The organism is Peptostreptococcus anaerobius VPI 4330 = DSM 2949 (assembly GCF_000381525.1).
Classification (GTDB): Bacteria; Bacillota; Clostridia; order Peptostreptococcales; family Peptostreptococcaceae; genus Peptostreptococcus; species Peptostreptococcus anaerobius.
This window is the reverse complement of the sequence record NZ_KB906640.1, coordinates 1-18,961: the sequence shown is the minus strand read 5'-3', so window position 1 is coordinate 18,961 and position 18,961 is coordinate 1. Positions and strand designations below refer to the sequence as shown.

Below are 18,961 nucleotides of genomic sequence, written 5' to 3'. Positions count from 1 at the left end.
ATTCAGATTTTGTGTGAGCATTTGGACTGCGTAAAGGCCTTCTAGAGCCTAATGCTAAGCTCCTTACTGTGCCATCATACTTTTTTAGTTGTCTATACACAAACTGACGGTTAGTATGATATCGCCTTGCGGCTTTTGTAACTCCATATTTTTTAGCAAATTCACATAATTTTTGGCGGTAACGCATTTCTTCTGTTATAATAGACATGAGAGGACTCCTTTACTAAATGGTTTTGTTGATATTACTATTGTATCAGAGTTCCTCTCTTTTTTTATTCAATTGTGTAACATATGTTATAGCACATTACAAAAATTATGTTTTATATTTATAGCTTTACTTGACATAGATACTTCTCCAACCTCATTTACTCCGACCAGATAATAGTCCCTATTCATATTGTCATCATTGGCCTCTATAGTTGTATGGTCATTGACTATGTTCTTGGCTTCTAACCTATAGAATTTTTCTTTGGCTTGTTTGTCTACACTATATATCCTATAGTTAACTGCTCCATTCATCTTTGCCCATTTGAACTCTATTGACCTGTCCTCGTGATTTATCTTATAATCCAATTTTTCAGGAGCCTTTTCTTGAAAATCAGACCTATTACTTGAGTCAATTACAAGAGTATTTGACTTTCTTGTCATATTATCACCTGAAATACCTACCAAATACAACTCATACTTGTATGACTTGTCTTCACCTAGGTCAAGGTACTTGTTGATAGATATTCTATTTTTAGGAATTGCCTTAAAAGAGTCTGTCTTGATAATATCCTGTAACTCAAAGTCACCGTCACCCTTTTTTATATACATCCTGTAGGACTTGATCCTCTTGTTGTGGTCCCAACCAAGCTCTAGCTTTAACTTGTCCTTGTCTATCTTAGAACTGTAATTTAAATTTTGAACATCTAAGTTCTCAAATTTTTTCTCTGTTACATGGACAAATGTAGAGTCCGATTTTCTTCCTGACCTCACCTTTAGCTTGTAAATACCGGGTCTATTGGCTTGTATATTACCATTTTTATCGACGACTATTCCATATTGTTTTTCAAGACCGCTGTCACCATACTGTGTTACAAGGTTACTATCCCATCTTTCATCATCTGAGTTTTTGTCTACCCTATAGTTTATTACTGACCTAGATCCTTGTGGACTAACCTTTATATTAGCACTAGCGTGACCTGTCTGGCCTTCCTCAATGTTTATTGACTTAGGTAGTTCTAATTCGTCAACCCTAGGCAGTATCTTGATATTGGATTGGATTTCCTGCCTACCATACCTAGCTATTAGCCTAGTTTCACCTACACCAACAGCAGATATCTGGTCACCATCTATTTTCAAAATATTAGGTTGCGTTGATGAGTAGGTTAATTTATAGCCCTTTTCAAGCTTCTTATACTTTTCAATATCGACCTTTGAGTTTACCCTAGTAGAGTCACCATAGTATTCTAGTGGGCTTTCAAGGGCGATTTCCATATTGGATATCTTGGGATCAACAACCATTATTGCAACTTTTCTAAGCACCCTATTCTTGTTTAGAATCCCTATTGATGAATACCCCTTTTTAAGAGCAGTCAGCTGGTTGCCTTCTACCTTTAGGATATTATTTTGGTCGAGAACTGCGACCATCAACTTTGGCTTTTTAGAAAAGTTTGGGACTACTATATAGTCACCCATGGATATATTTACCCTATCTCCAACCTTGATTACATACTTATTTATATTAGTGATAAAGGTTCCTCCGTTTATATGGATGTCTAGCCCCTTCACCATGGGGTTGATATATCCGTATACCAGTCCAAAGTATAGTCCTAGTATAACAAGAGGAGCCGCCAAAATCATTATTAACTTTTTCTTCATTTTACAACTCCTCTAAGCCTATCTTATTAATTTACAGCTACTTCGTCTATAAAGTATCTCTTGTACCATACAAGGAATACAAGAATTGTGTATATCTTTCTAGCATTATTGATAGTGCCATTGTAGTGATCATCTAAAAGCTTATTTATCTTTTCCTTGTCAAAGAACTGGTCTACATAGTCAGCTGTAAAGTATTCCTTCACAAAATTGTAGTGCTTTTCTTCTGTGAACCATATCCTAATAGGAACTGGGAATCCCTTCTTCTTTCTCTTAAACCACTCTTCTGGTAGTTTCTCCTGGGCTGCCCTTCTTAGGACATACTTAGTAGTTCCATTCGTTATCTTCTGGTCAGATCCTATCTTTTCTCCAACCTTCATAACCTCCTTGTCTAGGAAAGGTACTCTTAGCTCTAGAGAGTGGGCCATACTCATCTTGTCTGCCTTTTGAAGTATATCTCCCTCCATAAATAACTTGATATCAAGCATCTGCTTTTTAGTGACATCATCCTTGCCCTTTACAAGATCGTATACTTCCTTAGTTATATCTCTTACACTTCTAGAATTCTTGAACCTATCTGTTACTATGTCCATAGCTTCGTCTTCTTCAAATATCAAGGCTTCACCTATAAATGTCTCCTCAACTGGTCTACCAGCCCTAAGCAATGTTGTCTTACCGTGGAACTCTGGTAGGTGCTTGGCAATAGCAGCAGCTGGCTTTAGGATAAATCCTGGCAACTGTCTTAGCTTTCTCTGACCTGCATCTATATCATACCACTCATAACCACCAAATATTTCATCTGCCCCTTCACCTGATAGGACAACTGTTACTCCATTGTCTCTTACAAGCTTTGATAGGAAGTATAGTGGTAGTGTTGATGGATTTGACTGAGGTTCATCCATATGGTACTGAATCTCTGAAAGCTTACCTAGACAGTCATCTCCTGTTATAGTCCTTCTTACATTTTCTATACCTAGTATTTTTGATAGGTCAGCAGCTAGAGTTGATTCGTCAAACTTCTCCTGCTCAAAACCTATTGAAAATGTCTTGTCAGGCATCAAGCAAGATGTTATATATGATGAGTCTATACCACCAGACAAGAATGATCCAAACTCAACATCTGCATGCTTGTGTAATCTTACAGAATCATCTACTACATCTTGGATTCTCTTTATATTTTCTTCTATTGTATTTTTCTCATCATTGAAATTCACTTCCCAGTATTTTTCAATCTTCATTTCACCATTCTGGTAAGTGAAATAGTGACCAGGTCTCAACCTTTTTACACCCTTGAAGAATGTCTCATCAGGCTGAGAAGAATACTGGAATGTAAGATATGGCTTTAGGGCCTTTTCATTGACTTCCTTTTTAAATTCTGGATGCTCTAAGAATGACTTGATTTCTGATCCTATCATCATAGATTTTTGTCCATTCACTTCATACTGGTAGTAGTAGTATGGCTTGATGCCGAATATGTCCCTTGCACCAAACGCCTTTTTCTCTACCTTATCCCATATACAGAAGGCATACATACCCCTAAGCTTGTTTACAATGTCAGTTCCATATTCTGTATAACCATGTATCAATACCTCAGAGTCTGTATCAGACTTAAATACATATCCCTTGTCTAATAGGTCCTTTTTGATATCCATATAGTTGTATATCTCACCGTTGAATACCAAGACCTTTGTTCCATCTGCACTGTACATAGGCTGGCTACCTGCCTCAGATAGGTCAATAATACTAAGCCTCCTAAATCCAAGACCACAGCTATCATCAGTATATAGGTCTCCCATATCAGGACCCCTGTGTATGATCCTGTCCATCATCTTTTTAATTACAATATCTTTATTACTCGTGTTATCGAAATAACCTACTATTCCACACATAATATCTCCTTTTTGATTCCACTTTATATTTTAGTCACTTTACAAAAAAAGGAACATACCCTGACGAATATGCCCCTTGGATATCCTTAACAAATAAGGCTTTTACCCTTCATATGTACCAAATCCTTAAGACTTAAGGCATTATATGTACATTATCATCATATCACATATGACAATAGTAGTCAATATTTTAACCTAGTGTTTGTTGTACTTCCTCATTTTTTCAAGTCCTAGGTTATATAGGACTGCAGCTATAATAAACAAGATCACATAATATATCACAGCCTTAGTTATTGAACCGGAAAAATAGTCCATTAGGCCTCCTTGGTTGTCCTTAATCCAGGCATCAATACCTATAACACCGACCTCAAACATCAGGGTATTTTTTACCCTATTTTTATCTAATTTCATATAAATGCCTCCAAATATAGTATTATATTCAAAAAATCCGAGTAAATAAAGTCATCTATTTACCCGGATATATATTCATCATATTTTGCTATCTAAAAGTAGCTAGGTCCTACTTCTTTATAGCCTTTATAGATAGGTTAATCCTATCCTTGTTGTCGATTTCTGTAACAAGTACGTCTACAACGTCACCTATTGACAATACGTCTTCTACCTTTTCAACTCTCTTGTTTGATATCTGAGATATGTGAAGTAGTCCCTGCTTGCCTGGTAGGATCTCAATAAAGGCACCGAAACTTTCTATTCTAGTTACTGTTCCCTTGTATATCTTGCCTGGTTCTGCTTCTGCTACTATGTCTTCTATCATAGAGATTGCCTTGTTGATCATTTCCTGTTCAACGCCTACTACGAATACCTCACCAGTCTGCTCTATGTCGATCTTGATACCAGTTTCATCTATAATCTTGTTGATCATCTTTCCACCAGGTCCTATTACGTCTCTGATCTTGTCTGGATTTATCTGCATCTTCACAATCTTTGGAGCGTATGGAGAAAGCTCTGGCTTAGGTTCAGTTATAACCTTCTTCATTTCGCCAAGTATATGCATTCTACCTGCCTTAGCCTGCTTAAGAGCCTGTCTAAGAACCTGTTCATCTATACCTGCAATCTTTATATCCATCTGTATAGCTGTTACACCATGTTCAGTACCAGCTACCTTAAAGTCCATATCTCCTAGGTGGTCTTCCATACCCTGGATATCTGATAAGACAGCTACCTTGTCATGGTGCTTGATTAGACCCATGGCAATACCAGCTACCATGTCCTTGATAGGTACACCAGCATCTAGTAGAGAAAGTGTAGATGCACAAACAGATGCCTGTGATGTTGAACCATTTGAGCTAAGTACTTCAGACACTAGTCTAATAGCATATGGGAAGTCATCCTGTGAAGGGATAACTGGCACAAGGGCTCTCTCAGCTAGGGCACCGTGACCTATTTCTCTTCTACCTGGACCCCTTGAAGGTCTAGTCTCACCAACTGAATAAGCTGGGAAGTTGTAGTGGTGCATATATCTCTTGTTGTCTTCTTCATCTAATCCATCTAACTTCTGACCATCTCCTAATGCTCCTAGTGTAGTAACATTAAGAACCTGAGTCTGACCTCTTGTAAATATTGCAGAACCATGAGTTCTTGGTATTAGGCCAGTTTCACACCATATTGGTCTTATTTCATCTAGGGCTCTATTGTCAGGTCTAACATTTTCGTCAACTATTAGACTTCTTACTTCGTCCTTGATAATGTCGTGTAGTACTTCTTCTATATCTCCAGCTACTTCTTCAAATTCTTCTAGTTCTTTTTCAAAGTACTCAAGAGTTTCAGCACTTACAGCATCCATCTTTTCAGTTCTTTCCATCTTTTCTACTGTCTTAACAGCAGCTCTCATCTTTTCCCTAGCAAAAGCATCAACCTTTGATCTTAGGTCTTCATCAGGTAAATGTAGCTTTATTTCACACTTTTCCTTACCTACTGCTGCAACGATTTCTTCTATAAAGGCAACTATCTTCTTAATTTCTTCGTGGGCAAAAAGTATTGCATTTAGAACTATTTCATCATCTATTTCTTCAGCACCAGCTTCAACCATCATGATTGCATCCTTAGTACCAGATACTACTAGGTGAAGAGTAGATACCTCTCTTTGCTCTTGTGTTGGGTTGATAACGAACTCACCATCAACTAGACCAATCAATACAGAACCTGTTGGACCGTTAAAAGGTATATCAGATATTGATAGGGCTATTGATGAACCTATCATAGCTACTATATCAGGTGTACAGTCCTGGTCTACAGACAATACTGTAGCAACAACCTGCACATCATTCCTGAATCCTTCTGGGAAAAGAGGTCTAATAGGTCTATCTATCAGTCTTGATGTTAGAACAGCCTTTTCAGATGCCTTACCCTCTCTCTTCAAAAATCCTCCAGGTATCTTACCTACAGAGTATAGCTTTTCTTCAAAATCTACACTTAGTGGGAAAAAGTCTATACCATCTCTTGGTTCTGCTGACTTTGTAGCATTTACCATCAACATAGTATCACCATATCTCATGATACAGTTACCATTTGTCATTTCACATATTTTGCCTACTTCAACAGATAGCTTTCTACCAGCTAATTCTGTTTCAAAAATTCTATGTTCGAACATAGTTTCCTCCTTAAACTTCCTTTGTATTTCTTGATTAACCATCAATTAAAATCTTATTATTTATCAAAAACCAATAACTACCTAGAAAAACTTACAGCTATTATATCTGGACCAGTATGTGAACAAACACAAACTCCACCCTTGGATATCAATACTTTTTTAACCTTGTCCTTTAGCTTGTTTTCTACCTCGGTAGCTAGCTTCACAAAGTCTTCCATATTGCAACCATGGCCAACAGTAAGGGTTATCTTTGACAGGTCCTTGTTTCTTTCTATTACCTTATCAATCAGATAGGCAATCATCTTCTTGCTACCTCTTACTTTTCCATCTATACTTATTTCACCCTTTTCCATCTTAAAAATAGGTCTAATACTCAACATATTTCCAATTACAGCTGCAGCCATTGTAACCCTACCACTCTTCTTAAGGTAGTCAAGGTTGGCTGGTGCAAAGTAAACAACAGCACTATCTCTTACATCTTCAAGATTCTTTAGTATCTCCTCTACTGATAGACCTTCTTCAATCATATCGCAAGCCCTTATTACAGACTGGCCAGCTCCTAGAGATAGGTTTTCAGTATCAAAAATATGTACTTCACCATCAGTATCGTTCTTAGCAAGGACAGCAGACTGGTAAGTCCCACTCTTTGTTGACGCTCCATTTATACATATTACTTTCTTACCTTCAGCTAGGGCCCTATCAAAGGCATCCTTAAATTGAACATACGTGGCCTGAGAAGTCTTTGGTATTTCCTTTGACTCCATTGCCATCTTGTAAAACTCTTCCTTAGTTATGTCAACTCCATCCTTGTATTCCTTACCATCCATTATCAATGTAAGGGGTACCATTTCAAGATAGTCCTTTGCCATTATCTCATCTGGAATATCACAAAGACTATCACATATTAATTTTATATCCAAGGTAATACCTCCCACGTTCATTATTCTCTAATATATCTATTATACATCATATTGACCTATAAGTATACTATTATGTTTGTCATTACAGTGGTTGAGTACAAAGCAAAATGGCCTGACCTCAATAGTCAGACCATTTTTAAGATATCTTGATAATCTTTTTAAATTATTTTCTAAGACCAAGTCTAGCTATAAGAGCTCTGTATCCTTCAAGATCGTTCTTCTTTAGGTAAGCTAGTAGATTTCTTCTTCTACCAACCATCTTTAGTAGACCTCTTCTTGAGTGGTGGTCCTTCTTGTGTTCCTTTAAATGTTCGTTAAGGTAGTTGATTCTAGCTGTTAATAGGGCTATCTGTACTTCTGGAGAACCTGTATCTCCTTCTTTTCTACCAAAATCCTTGATTATCTGTTCCTTGTTTATCATTGTGTTCCTCCTAAAAATTTTAAAATCGCCTATAGCTAAGCATCGAGTGGAGACTCAAAAGCCGAGCCAAGGTTTAACCTCAATTAGTATAACATAAAATACTAACAATAGCAAATACTTTTGTGAATTATCTCAGACTTTTGTATGAAGTTAATGTGAAATTCACAAGATGTTTATTACATTATCATCTTTTTAAAAACTCTTAGTATATACACCTGACTACGACAAACAAGCAGTACAACATCCCTGCCGTACTGCACATCATCAAATATTTAATTATGTTTCACACTAGTACTATATAATATCACTATACTTATTTCTCACATATTCTTCATCAGCCTTCAGCTGGTCTGTAAGTTCTTCAATCGTCTCAAACTTTATCATAGGTCTCATAAGCTCCACAAACTCCACCCTAATATCTTTGCCATATATATCCTGATCAAAGTCTAGTATATATGTCTCAACTGTAGTCTTGTCTCCATTTACTGTTGGGTTGTTGCCAATACTTGTGGCTCCCTTATACTTCTTTGCGTCTATCTCAACAAGTGTCGCATACACACCATCTGCTGGTATGACTAGACCTCTGTCATAGTCTATATTGGCTGTAGGATACCCTATCTTGGTACCTATCTGCCTGCCCTTTATTACAACTCCATCTATAGAATAGAACCTATCCAACATAAAGGCAACTGATGTAACATTTCCCTCTATTATATTTGCTCTAATATCTGTAGAACTGACCCTAGTCCCATTTAAGAGTATCGGTGCAACTATCTCTAGTTCAAATCCGAACTCATCCTTGACACTTTCAAGATAGGCTGGACTACCTTCTCTGTTCTTGGCAAAAGAGAAGTCATGACCAACTATCAGCTTTCTCATGTTGAGTTTGCCAAGTAGGATTTTTTTTACATAGTCTTCTGCTGAGATACTTGTCATATCTGAGTTAAACTCAATATTGACACATATATCTACACCCATACTCTCGATAATCCTCAGCTTCTCTTCTATAGTGATAATATTCTTCACTGAACCAGGAATAAAGTAGTTGACTGGGTGGTTTGAAAATGTAAACACTACACTCTTTAAACCATTCATCCTTGCATAATCAACAGTTTTTGATATTAGTGTCTGGTGCCCCCTATGGACACCGTCAAAATTTCCTATAGTAATACAGGTCTTATCTGTAATATTTATTTCATCTAACCTACTAAAAACAATCATTCATTCACCTACTATAATTTAAATCTTTTTACTAATTAACATTATAAGCTATTTATTTTACTTACTATAATTATAACCTAAATATCTTTTCACTCTTTATCATCAATGCATCATTGTGGTAGCTCAATTTTCCAATACCGATAAATCCATCTCTGTCATATACCCTTACATCTAGTTCAAAGTTTTCTTTATCTGCTTGTTTAGCTTCGATGTTTGTTTTTGCCCCAGTACTAGTGTCTATGTACTTCTTGTAGTCTCCATCTATAAACCTACGTTCTTCAATCATACCACCATTAGAATAGTACTTAGAGGCATTGTCTTTTATTTTTAAAAATGGAAAATCTGCCAACACATCTTCAACACTATACGAATGGCCAATCAGACTTCCTTCATCCCTAAACTTCTCCAATTCTTCTAGACTAATCGAATCATCTAAGGTAAATATGCCGCTTCTCGTCCTAGTCAAGCTAGACATATGACCACCTACACCTAGTATTTGGCCTACATCGTGACATACACTCCTTACATAAGTACCCTTGGAGCAGTCTATTTCAAACAATATTTTAGGAATATCTAATGATTTTATATCTATCTTTTTGATCTTTATAGGTCTTGGTTTTAGGACTATCTCATCTGCCCTGCCACGTCTTACGAGATCACACATCTTCTTACCCTTGACCTTTAGGGCAGAATACTTAGGTGGGTATTGGTCAATATCCCCAACCTGACTCATAAGAGCATCTACTACCTGCTCGTCAGTTAGGTCAGATATGTCTTTTTCAAAGATCACTTCTCCAGAAGAATCATAGGTGTCAGTCTCAACACCTAATGTAAGCTCACACTCATAGGCCTTGTCCTTGTTCAAAATCAAGTCACATACCTTTGTTGCCCTTCCCACACATATTGGCAATACACCAACAGCATCTGGATCAAGGGTACCCGTATGACCCACTTTTTTAGTACCAAGTATTTTTCTCACCTTGTAGACAACATCATGAGATGTCATACCAGGTGGTTTCTTTATATTAAAAATCCTATCCATTATATCCTCACTTTTAATTATATATTTCTTATTCTATGTATATGTATGTATATCTATCTATATATTTATACATCTATACTATATATCTCTTATATATATCTACATATATATATTTGCCTAACTATATAAACTTTACAGCTTCTTGTCTTAACATATCCCTAGCCTCGTCAAGACTCTTGTCTCTGATGGTCAGACCTGATGCCCTAACATGGCCACCACCACCAAATACCTGGGCAAGTTTTGTACAATCCACATAAGACTTCGAACGCAGACTGACCTTTATCTCACCCATCTCCTTCTCCTTGATAAATATACCTAGCTCTACACCATCTATATCCCTTGTATATGGAGTGATAGCATCTATATCGTCATAGTTTATATTATTTTCATCTAGCATTTTTTTGCTCACTGTTGCAAGAGATATTTTTCCTTCTAAGATCTCCATATTGTCCAATACTTGGCCTAGTACCTTGTAGTAGGCTAGAGACTTACTCTGAAAAATCTTTTCTATCACAAGATTTTTATCTGCGCCTCTAGTTACTAGGTCAGCAGCCATCAGATATGAGGATGGTTCTGTATTGGAATACTGAAAATTACCAGTGTCTGTAACAAGACCAGTATAAAGACAAGTTGCTATATCAGAGTCTATTATATCTTCGAACCTGTCTTCGTATGTCTTTATAATATTGTAAACCAACTCACAAGTAGAAGACGCCCTTGTGTCTATGTATTTTATAAATCCATAGTCGCCATTTGTGTGGTGATGGTCTATGCAAATTATACCCTCAGATGTTTCAAGTAGGTCCTTATCCATGCAAATTCTCTCATATGAACCGGAATCCTGAGCTATTACCTTGTATCCTGCTAGACTTTTTATATTAGATGACTTGCTCTTATCTATATCTACCTTATCATACAAAAACTCTAGGTCACTTGGATATGGATCATCCAATATATATACGACTTGCTTGCCTAATTTTTTCAAAAAACCACACATGGCTCTTGACGAACCAATGTTGTCACCGTCTGGATTTATGTGGGATGTAACTACAAATTTATCATTTGCTATTATGTAATCGATTATTTCATTTATTATCTTTAGGAATTCCTTTGATAGACTCCTGTTAATTATCTGTGACATTTGTACCTCCATATTTTAATACCATCTTATATTATATCATGATTCTATAGATGAATACGAATATTTTAATATTCAATCAGAAAAATGAGACAAATTTGATTTACTGAATCAAAAATAAAAGGCCGTAAGCTTAGAATACCAAACCTACGACCAATCTATTTATATCTTATTATTCTTCGTCCTTGTTGACGCTCTTGATCAACTCATCCATATACATACCTCTTTCAATAGAGTCGTCGATCTTAAATATGATCTCTGGAGCATATCTTAGCTTGACCTGTCTACCTACTTCTCTTCTGATGTATCCTCTGGCTGAGTTTAGACCTTCTAGTGACTCTTCCTTGTCGCCACCTAGTATACTGATGTATACAAAGGCATACCTAAGGTCGTTTGTAACCTCTACATCAGTTACGCTGATCATAGATGTTATCCTAGGGTCTTTTATACCATTTATCAGCATGACGCTGATTGCTTTTTTTACTTCTTCACTGATTCTTCTAATCCTGTTTGAAGCCATATTATACCTCGTCTTTCTGAGGCTAGTCTATAGTTCTTTCTACTTCCTTAACTATATATGCCTCAACTATATCTCCTACCTTGATATCATTGTAGTTTACAAAGCTTAGCCCACATTCATATCCATGTGACACTTCCTTGACATCATCCTTAAATCTCTTAAGGGCAGCTAGTTCACCTTCGTGGATTATGATACCATCTCTTACTATTCTAACCTTAGAGTTTCTGATGATCTTACCACTTTGGACATAACAACCTGCTACTGTACCTACTCCTGATATCTTGTATATTTCTCTTATTTCTACCTTACCTGTATCTTCATCAACTAGGTCTGGATCTAGCATACCTGACATGGCAGCCTTCATATCCTCTATAGCCTTGTAGATGATTGTGTATGTTCTGATATCTACAGATTCCTTTTCTGCTAGCTGTTCTGAACCAGACACTGGTCTAACGTTGAATCCTATGATTATGGCATTAGATGCAGATGCTAGTAGGACGTCTGATTCTGTTATAGCACCAACACCACCATGGATTACGTTGATTGCTACTTCATCATTAGATAGCTTTTCTAGCGACTGCTTTACAGCCTGGACAGAACCCTGTACGTCTGCCTTGATTACTATGTTTAGGTCTTTTACCTTACCTTCTGACATCTGGGCAAATAGGTCATCTAGTGATACCTTAGAAGATGCCTTTAGCATTTCTTCTCTCTGGATAGCCTGTCTCTTCTCTGCTATAGTTCTAGCAGCCTTGTCATTAGGTACAGATACAAACTGGTCTCCACCCTGTGGTACTTCTGATAGTCCTAGGATTTCTACTGCTGTAGATGGACCTGCCTGCTTTACTCTCTTACCCTTGTAGTTGATCATGGCTCTTACCTTACCAGATGCTACACCGGCTACTATTGGGTCACCTACTCTTAGAGTACCACCTTGGACTAGGATAGTCGCTACTGGACCCCTACCCTTGTCTAGTTCTGCCTCTATTACTGTACCAACAGCCCTCTTGTCTGGGTTGGCCTTTAGCTCTTCTACTTCTGCAACTAGTAGTACCATCTCTAGTAGAGTCTCTATGTTAATTCTCTTCTTGGCTGATAGTTCTACTGATATTACATCTCCACCCCAGTCTTCTACTAGAAGTCCCTGTTCAGATAGCTCCTGCTTTACTCTTTCTGGGTTGGCTCCCGGCTTGTCTATCTTATTGATAGCAACGATTAGGGGAACACTTGCTGCCTTGGCATGGTTGATAGCCTCTATTGTCTGTGGCATGATACCGTCATCGGCTGCAACCACTAGGATAGCTATATCTGTTACCTGGGCTCCTCTGGCTCTCATTGAAGTGAAGGCCTCATGTCCTGGTGTATCTAGGAAAACTATCTTCTGGCCATTTATCTTTACTTCTGAAGCACCTATATGCTGAGTGATACCACCTGCTTCTCCTGATGTTACATCAGTGTCCCTGATAGCATCTAGTAGGGATGTCTTACCGTGGTCAACGTGTCCCATTACTGTTACTACTGGTGGTCTAGGCTTTAGGTCCTTTTCTAGGTCCTCTTCTATATCCATTAGAGCTTCAATCTCTAGTTCTTCTATTTCTGAGCTATCCTTCTTCATTAGGGTAAAACCATACTCGCTGCATATAAGTGATGCAATATCAAAGCTGACTTCCTGGTTGATTGTAGCCATAGTACCCATCTTCATCAATTTCATGATGATTTCTGATGCTGGCTTGTCCATCTCTGTAGCTAGGTCCTGTACAGTTATCTTGCTGTCAACCTCTACCACATTTCCCTTTGCTTCACGAATTTCTTCGTTTAGCATCTCAACTAGTAAAGTTAAGTTTTCTCCTTCTACATGTCCGTTTTCTGTTGTTTCAATACCAAAGTCGTTAATCTTAGACATAAGTTCTTTTTCGCTCATGTTATAATCTTCGGCTATATGTTTTATGCTTGTTATAGACATAAAATACACCTCCTTAAAATTGCCCTCTTAGACCTCTTCTACTAGTCTTAGTATCTGGTCTGCAAAATTTTTATTCTTAATTCCCAATACAGCTCTCGGGCTCTTTCCAATTGCCAATCCTAGCTTGTCTTTTGTCCCAAGCTTGATGTAGGCAATATTTCTAAAACTGCATTTATCCGAAAAAAGTTTTGTCGTATTCTTAGAAGCATCCTCTGCGATTATTACGAGACTCACCCTCTCTTTTTTGACTTCATTGAGAGTAGTGTCATCACCTGATACCAGGTTGCCTGACCTCATACATAATCCTATCATAGAGTATAGCTTTTTTTCATTCATATCTATCATATTTAGTCCTCATTTGAACTGACCTTGTCAAGTTCATCAAGTAAGTGCCTGTAGACTTCATCCTCTACATCCATCTTGAAGGCCCTGTTAAGTGCCTTAGACTTGATAGCCTTTGAAAGACACTCGTGAGTAGCGCATACATAGGCTCCTCTACCATTTGCCCTTCCACTTGGATCTAGAAATATCTCATTGTCCTTGTTCTTTACGATGCGGATCAACTTCTTCTTGTTGTCTCTTTCTTGACAAGCTATACATTTTCTCTGAGGTATCTTCTTTTCTTTCATATTCCACCTCTTATCTAGGCCTGATCACCTGATGTCTCTTCTACTTCACCATCAGATAGGATTTCTTCTGCAACTTCTACATCAGCAGGCTCCATAGCTTCTTCAGATGATTCAAGTGCCACTTCTTCGTCCATATCTTCTGCTGGATTTTCCTCTGCAAGTTCTTTACTAGCCTTTTCTTCCTCAACTGCTAGCTTGTCACTAGCTATTTTTTCAAGTAGGGCTCTTTCATCTGCTTCAGTAAAGTCTGATTCTGGCTTGATATCTATCTTCCAGTTAGTAAGTCTAGCAGCTAGTCTAGCATTCTGTCCTTCTTTACCGATTGCAAGTGACAACTGATAGTCTGGTACTATTACTACAGCAGACTTTTCTTTTTCATTTATAAATACCTTTGTAACCTTTGATGGGCTAAGTGATGCTTCAACGAACTGACCAATGTCATCGCTGTACTTCACTATGTCTATCTTTTCGTCACCTAGTTCATCTACTATATTTCTAACTCTTGATCCCTGAGTACCAACACATGCTCCTATTGGGTCTATGTTTTCGTCAGTAGATAATACAGCCATCTTTGTTCTTGAACCAGCTTCTCTAGATATAGACTTGATCTGAACAGTACCGTCCTGGATTTCTGGTACTTCCATCTCAAACAATCTCTTAACTAGTCCTGTATGGCTTCTAGATAGTAGTATCTGTGGGTTCTTGCTAGTTTTGTTTACGTCTACAACGTAGAACTTCATATTTGTTCCTATCTTGTATTCTTCGCCCCTGATCTGCTCACTTGCAAGTAGGACACCCTCCCCCTTGCCTATCTGTGCGAATACTATACACTTTCCATCTCTTTGAGAAGTTCTAGATATTTCACCAGTTATTAATTCATCCTGCTTTTCAATGAATTCATTGTATGTCATTTCTCTTTCAGCTTCTCTGATCTTCTGTACTACTATCTGCTTGGCAGTCTGTGCAGCTATTCTACCAAAGTCCATAGGTGTTACTTCATGTTCTATTATGTCACCCAACTCGTAATTTGGACTGATTTCTCTTGCTTCACTTAGCTCGATTTCAAGGAAATTATCATATAGGTCCTGTTCATCAACTACTACTCTCTGTGAGTATACCTTTATGTCTCCTGTTTCTCTGTTTAGGTCTATTCTAACATTCTGTGCAGACCCGAAATTCTTCTTGTATGCAGATGTCAAGGCCTGTTCTATTGTTTCAAGTAGTACTTCCTTGTCTATACCCCTATCCTTCACAAGCTCTTCTAGTGCCTGCATAAATTCAACGTTCATCTTCTTTTTTACCTCCAAAATTAAAACACTACTGCTAAACGCACCTGTGCAACTTCTTTTCTATTTAACTTTAATTCTTTACCCTTATAAAGTAATACTATATTGTCATCTTCTAATCCGCATAGGTCAGCCTCAAAGTGCTTGCCCTTTACTATATCGTTATTTGCATATAACTTTACTTCAACCAACTTGCCAGAGTATTTTTCGTACTCGTGATCTCTTTTTAGAATCCTATCAATTCCCGGAGAACATACCTCTAGTAAGTAGTTTTCTTCAATCATGTCCTTTTCGTCTAGAATTGGATTTAGGTCCCTGCTGACTTTTTCACATTCATCAAGACCGATTCCATCCTCTGAATCGATAATTACCCTTAGGTAGTATATTCCAGCTTCCTTGACATACTCTACATCTACTAATTCAAAGCCATGTAGGTCTGCAATAGGCTGAACAAGTTTTTCTACCTGCTGTGCAATATTCTTTTTCATTATTCCACCTCCATATTCAATTGTCCTTATGTCTATTTGATTCCATTAGAAATAATGTGCCCATGCACGAAAAAATGTGAGCCAATAAAGCCTCACACCAACAAACAAATATTCACTTCTTATAGTTTAACACTTATTAAATAAAAAAACAATACTATTCATGTAAATACTTCTGATAGTTCTTATTTGCAGACATATACCTACAATATAATACTAGGATAGTCGTTGAACTGTAAGTACAATGTATTTCGACTTGTATAAGTTATACCCTATAATCAACTTGATTCGCCCTCATATTTCACATATAGTAAGTTTTTTAAAAAAGGAAAATAAAAATGCTAAATTTCAACGTTCTATTTTTGTTGAATTTAGCATTTTTCGTATTTCCTAAAATTTATGAGTCAGCTCCTAATAAAACCCTATTTTTCGGTATCTTAAGTCTAGCATACTTGACTACCCGGCTGCGGTGCGGCGTGTTGTATCGTTTCATGGTCGGCAGACCTCCTTTCTGTGTGTGGTATCCTCTCACTAATAGGGGAAAAACAGGGGGGGTAAAGCGGAACTGTTTTTGAAAAATCCGAAAAATTATTTTGAGGGATTTTTAAGCGGCGCAAGCCGTATAAGCAGGGTTTGGGGAAGGCACTCCCCAACAAGATTCCCGCAGGGGCAAAATGAGCGAAAAGCGAATTTTGGAACCTCGGTAGAATCTTGCTCTGAAAAACTGCCGCTTTCCTCTGCGGCTGACTTTGCGGCAATCTACAAGGGTCGGTGTGGCTGCTTTCGTCAATATAGCGATTGCAGCGGCTCATTCTGCCCGCTGTGGTTTTGCTTTCTTCTACGGACGGAAACGGAAAATGCCAAACGCATTTTTACTTTTTTCATCACTACTACGGTAGCCCCATGCCGTTCTGCTAAATCCGGCGCAATTTTTTTAGGGCAAACTTCCCCGTCACCCCCTACTACAACGGGAATGTTCGGTTTGCCAAAAATAGGCGCAATAAAAGCAGCAAATCTTTTCAGACTTACTGCTTGCGCTACTTATTGTGGGCTATTGTCTCTTTGTCTTTGCGTCGGGATCTTTGTGTGTTGTGATTTTTAATTGTTTTACACTTATTAGCGTTTCTTGTTTGCATTTCGGGCAGTATAGCGGGAAGTTTTTAAGTTCTGTATCTTCCCGCATTTTCAGCCGGGTTTTGTTTTTGCAGACGGGGCATAAAATAAAATTGGTTGTTTTCACATTCTATATACCTCCTGCTATTTACTGAATAAATTATGTATTATGTTTTGCAATGTTTTTTATTTTTATAGATCAGTGCAGTGTACCCCAAAGAAACGGCTGTCAATATCACCGCAGAAATGATTTTTTCTGTTGTGGTGCTTTCCACGCCGATGACACTTAGCGAATTTACTACGCTGTGTGTGATAATACAAGGCCACAAACATTTCCCCTTATGAAACAGCATAGTAAAAAGAAAACCGATTGCCGTTGCATAGATAATTTGCAGGAATGTAGGTAATAATTCTGCACCATTAACAAGATTGATGATGTGACCCAATCCAAATGTTATACTTGATACAATAATTGCAGATTTGATTCCGTCTTTTGCCATAGCTTTGAACAGGAAACCTCTGAATATCAGCTCTTCAATAAAGCCAACGCAAAGCATACTCGATACATATAAAGCCGTTTCCATCGGCGAACAGTTTATCTGGACACCGTTCCAAAGATTACAGCTTCCGATTACGAACAACGGTATAAAATAGAAATAGTCTTTTGCCTTGCCGTCAAACGCACACAGCCCATATTTTTTGAGCAACCCGTTCTTATGAATCCATACATACAGAACCGCAACAAATAAAACAGATAATGGTGCTGTCAGTATTTTTTCTATTCCAATAGAACGAGATAGGTTGTCTGCGATACTGAAAAGCGCTACATACAAGCCAACTAAAACCAAAGAAAATGTCAACTCACTTTTTTTATACAGATGCTTCATTTTGCTCCCTTCTGCTTCATACAAATTGCTCCGTCCAAGACTAATTCCAAGTCGTTTGTAATACTTTTTTCATCGAATGAAATCGTGTTATTCGCTAACATACTGGCATAACCATGGACAAACAAAAACAGAATCCGGAAAATCTCCTTCGTTTTAATCATATCTATCTGGATGCCCTGCGAAAAAATAGTCAGTATTGGTTCAAGTGCTTCATCATTGATCAGTTCCACAATGCTTTTTCCTGAAAAGCTGTTGGATTGAAACAAGAAGCGAAACAGCAAAGGCTCGTCTGCCGCAAAGCGAATATAAGCCATTCCGATTCCCAACATAGGGTTATCTCCCTCGATGCGGCTGAGATATGTGGTGTGATATTCATCCGCTTTCTGATAGGTAGCCTTCTTCAAATCCTCTATCGTTTTGAAGTGGTACATGATTGGTTGGGTAGAGCAATTTAATTTTTGAGATACTGTACGAGCATTGATGTTTTCTGCACCTGTCAGCCGAGCAATTTCCAATGCGGCATTGACAATCATTTCTTTTGATATTTTAGCTTTTGGTGGCATAGAGTTCCTCTCATTCTGTAATCGTTGTTATATTACGATTATTATATAACAATTATTATGATTTGTCAATAGAGTTCACAGTAAAGTTACAACACGATTCTTAGTTGTCAATACATATGTTACACTTACGAGAAAGTTTTTCAAAATACTTGCTATTTTATCGAAAATTATAAATGGATAAGTCAAGGAGTAAAGCTTTGCGTACCTTGACTTAGTTCATTTTAATTTTCACAATAGCAGGCTGTATTTTTGAAATACTCTTCTACAACTTCATTTGGACTTTTAAATTTTAAACTTGTTTTTGCCGTACTATTATATCTTCTTTCATGCTTTGCCACCTGATTTATCAGATCTTTTTCGCTAGTAAATACTTTTCGATTATATAAAATCTTACCATCTTCCCTGTGACTTCT

At 37.6% G+C, this 18,961-nt stretch carries 19 protein-coding genes and 1 pseudogene; all 20 read right to left on the bottom strand.

Translation table 11 applies throughout. The features are described 5' to 3' along the window. Nucleotides 1-208, bottom strand: a pseudogene (locus F823_RS10960) (IS481 family transposase); the annotation flags it as partial. Nucleotides 209-294: 86 nt separating this feature from the next. Next, nucleotides 295-1,863: a hypothetical protein gene (locus F823_RS0108905; RefSeq protein WP_002844870.1), complete on the bottom strand. Its 1,569-nt coding sequence runs from the start codon at nucleotides 1,861-1,863 to the stop codon at nucleotides 295-297. Nucleotides 1,864-1,889: 26 nt separating this feature from the next. Further along, a complete protein-coding gene (asnB, locus tag F823_RS0108900; protein WP_002844872.1) occupies nucleotides 1,890-3,749 on the bottom strand; it encodes an asparagine synthase (glutamine-hydrolyzing) in 1,860 nt (619 codons plus the stop codon). 195 nt (nucleotides 3,750-3,944) lie between these two features. After that, on the bottom strand, nucleotides 3,945-4,160 hold the full coding sequence (locus F823_RS0108895; protein ID WP_002844874.1) for a hypothetical protein: 216 nt from the start codon (nucleotides 4,158-4,160) through the stop codon (nucleotides 3,945-3,947). A 109-nt stretch (nucleotides 4,161-4,269) separates the two neighbouring features. Next, nucleotides 4,270-6,360: a polyribonucleotide nucleotidyltransferase gene (gene pnp / locus F823_RS0108890; RefSeq protein WP_019595634.1), complete on the bottom strand. Its 2,091-nt coding sequence runs from the start codon at nucleotides 6,358-6,360 to the stop codon at nucleotides 4,270-4,272. A 77-nt stretch (nucleotides 6,361-6,437) separates the two neighbouring features. After that, complete coding sequence (locus tag F823_RS0108885; RefSeq protein WP_002843737.1) at nucleotides 6,438-7,280, bottom strand: DegV family protein; 843 nt, start codon at nucleotides 7,278-7,280, stop codon at nucleotides 6,438-6,440. 163 nt (nucleotides 7,281-7,443) lie between these two features. Then, a complete protein-coding gene (gene rpsO, locus F823_RS0108880; protein ID WP_002843739.1) occupies nucleotides 7,444-7,701 on the bottom strand; it encodes a 30S ribosomal protein S15 in 258 nt (85 codons plus the stop codon). 294 nt (nucleotides 7,702-7,995) lie between these two features. Further along, the gene (locus tag F823_RS0108875; protein ID WP_019595633.1) at nucleotides 7,996-8,922 is read right to left on the bottom strand and encodes a bifunctional riboflavin kinase/FAD synthetase; all 927 of its coding nucleotides are present in this window, start codon (nucleotides 8,920-8,922) and stop codon (nucleotides 7,996-7,998) included. A 70-nt stretch (nucleotides 8,923-8,992) separates the two neighbouring features. Then, complete coding sequence (gene truB, locus F823_RS0108870) at nucleotides 8,993-9,964, bottom strand: tRNA pseudouridine(55) synthase TruB (protein WP_002844880.1); 972 nt, start codon at nucleotides 9,962-9,964, stop codon at nucleotides 8,993-8,995. 121 nt (nucleotides 9,965-10,085) lie between these two features. Beyond that, on the bottom strand, nucleotides 10,086-11,105 hold the full coding sequence (locus F823_RS0108865; RefSeq protein WP_019595632.1) for a DHH family phosphoesterase: 1,020 nt from the start codon (nucleotides 11,103-11,105) through the stop codon (nucleotides 10,086-10,088). 169 nt (nucleotides 11,106-11,274) lie between these two features. Then, entirely contained in the window at nucleotides 11,275-11,622 is a 348-nt protein-coding gene (rbfA, locus tag F823_RS0108860; protein WP_002843825.1) for a 30S ribosome-binding factor RbfA, read from the bottom strand. Between the two features lie 22 nt (nucleotides 11,623-11,644). Next, a complete protein-coding gene (gene infB, locus F823_RS0108855) occupies nucleotides 11,645-13,585 on the bottom strand; it encodes a translation initiation factor IF-2 (protein ID WP_019595631.1) in 1,941 nt (646 codons plus the stop codon). A 27-nt stretch (nucleotides 13,586-13,612) separates the two neighbouring features. Beyond that, a complete protein-coding gene (locus F823_RS0108850) occupies nucleotides 13,613-13,930 on the bottom strand; it encodes a L7Ae/L30e/S12e/Gadd45 family ribosomal protein (RefSeq protein ID WP_002843740.1) in 318 nt (105 codons plus the stop codon). Nucleotides 13,931-13,932: 2 nt separating this feature from the next. Beyond that, nucleotides 13,933-14,214, bottom strand: a complete 282-nt coding sequence (rnpM, locus tag F823_RS0108845) for an RNase P modulator RnpM (RefSeq protein WP_002843724.1) — start codon at nucleotides 14,212-14,214, stop codon at nucleotides 13,933-13,935. A 14-nt stretch (nucleotides 14,215-14,228) separates the two neighbouring features. Further along, a complete protein-coding gene (gene nusA, locus F823_RS0108840) occupies nucleotides 14,229-15,503 on the bottom strand; it encodes a transcription termination factor NusA (protein WP_002844885.1) in 1,275 nt (424 codons plus the stop codon). A 20-nt stretch (nucleotides 15,504-15,523) separates the two neighbouring features. Continuing rightward, complete coding sequence (locus F823_RS0108835; RefSeq protein WP_002844886.1) at nucleotides 15,524-15,988, bottom strand: ribosome maturation factor RimP; 465 nt, start codon at nucleotides 15,986-15,988, stop codon at nucleotides 15,524-15,526. A 1,048-nt stretch (nucleotides 15,989-17,036) separates the two neighbouring features. After that, nucleotides 17,037-17,225 carry a cysteine-rich KTR domain-containing protein gene (locus F823_RS0108830; protein WP_019595630.1) on the bottom strand — a complete coding sequence of 63 codons (189 nt, stop codon included), beginning with the start codon at nucleotides 17,223-17,225 and terminating at the stop codon, nucleotides 17,037-17,039. Nucleotides 17,226-17,265: 40 nt separating this feature from the next. Further along, nucleotides 17,266-18,009: a CPBP family intramembrane glutamic endopeptidase gene (locus F823_RS0108825; protein ID WP_242821676.1), complete on the bottom strand. Its 744-nt coding sequence runs from the start codon at nucleotides 18,007-18,009 to the stop codon at nucleotides 17,266-17,268. Then, the gene (locus F823_RS0108820; protein WP_002844890.1) at nucleotides 17,982-18,548 is read right to left on the bottom strand and encodes a TetR/AcrR family transcriptional regulator; all 567 of its coding nucleotides are present in this window, start codon (nucleotides 18,546-18,548) and stop codon (nucleotides 17,982-17,984) included. Before F823_RS0108820 ends, F823_RS0108825 begins: the two co-directional genes overlap by 28 nt. 221 nt (nucleotides 18,549-18,769) lie before the next feature. Continuing rightward, nucleotides 18,770-18,961 (bottom strand): hypothetical protein (locus tag F823_RS11190; RefSeq protein WP_019595629.1); only part of this gene is annotated, 192 nt, incomplete at its 5' end.